At 47.6% G+C, this 1,291-nt stretch carries 1 protein-coding gene; it reads right to left on the bottom strand.

Going from position 1 to position 1,291, the window contains the following annotated elements; all coding sequences use genetic code 11:
* Positions 1-1,261, bottom strand: a 1,261-nt coding sequence (locus A3766_RS01935; protein WP_197479188.1) for a hypothetical protein, incomplete at its 3' end; no start/stop codon positions are given.
* Between the last annotated feature and the right edge of the window lie 30 nt (positions 1,262-1,291).

Raw genomic sequence — 1,291 nt, 5'->3', positions numbered from 1 at the left:
GTTCACCGACACTATCTTCACCGCCTTTCAGTACGTGACGAGTGCGCGCTGTTGAAACTTCACCCGTGACCGGGTCTTTCATTTCATGCTCAAAGACACGCTTGTTATGGAAGTCCATAATATTGTTTTGCGTACCCGGGTTGTGGCTCCAATCAGACGCTACAATCGACGTGTCAATTGTTCCTAAACGTCCTGCCATCACTGCTTGGTTCGCTAAATGGTCTTCAGGCACACCTTGGAAAAAAGCCATAGGCTGGCGCGTGTGTTGGTTACCAATTGTTGCACTCAGGTTTTCCCACTTAGGCTCATTTGGATCTTTAGGCGGGTTTGTCGGTTCAAACGCTACGTGACACTGTACACAGGGGTGTCCGATAGCAAAGCGTTTGTTTTCTTTGATTTCATTTTCTTCGTAGGCTGCAGTTCTTGCATCGTAAACCACTTTGCCAGACTCATCCTTGATCGGCTCCTGATAGTATTTACGATATCCGAGCACACCCGATGAATGAGGGTCTTGGCAGATATCATACCAATTAGAAGACGCATCACCTTGCTTACAATCCGGGTCGTTGATCAAGCCCCATTTGGTGAAACGATAAGGACGAGTGCGAGTATCTAACCACGGGTAGTTCATACCCTCTTTACCGGTTAGTCGTGCTTGGTGAATGATGTTCTCATCCTGATTACCAAAGGTACCTTTAAACCAAACATCACGGCCACGACGGGCTTGATCTCTCATTGCTTGAGCTTTTTCAGGGTCAACTGCTTCAACATCTTTGAACAGTGCATTGACATAACGACAACCCTCAGCATCATAGCCGGTTGGCTGAGGCTGATCACAAGGAGGCGGAGTATATTGAGCAATAGGCTCTATCGCCCATGTTACTGGGTCACCACGCTCATGCGTATCTGGCGATTTACCTTCTGGCCAGACTTTACGTGCTGCCAGAGTATTGTAATAGTTCTCGTTAAACCACTCAGCTCTTTCCAGCCAGTAAGGGGTACCTTTGTATACACCAGTGGTTAGATCGTTTTCGATTAAGTCTGGAATCCCGACACTTCGGAAAGTCGCTCGATAGGGTTCGTCAGAAACCTCAACGTTACCCGTTGGCAAGTCGTAAGGCGTTAAGGTGGGCACCTCTGGAATAGCTATGTTTTCTGGAACAGGCGGCACACTCGGCGGTGCTGGTGGTAAGGTCGCGAAGTGAAATACCGTCGCAGCACCAACAATAGAGGCTGTAATACCCCAGAACTTTTTACTCATAGCATTCATCCTTTTTTGTCATAAAGCATA

It is taken from the genome of Oleiphilus sp. HI0132 (genome assembly GCF_001635845.1).
This window is presented reverse-complemented; position numbering and strand designations above follow the sequence as displayed.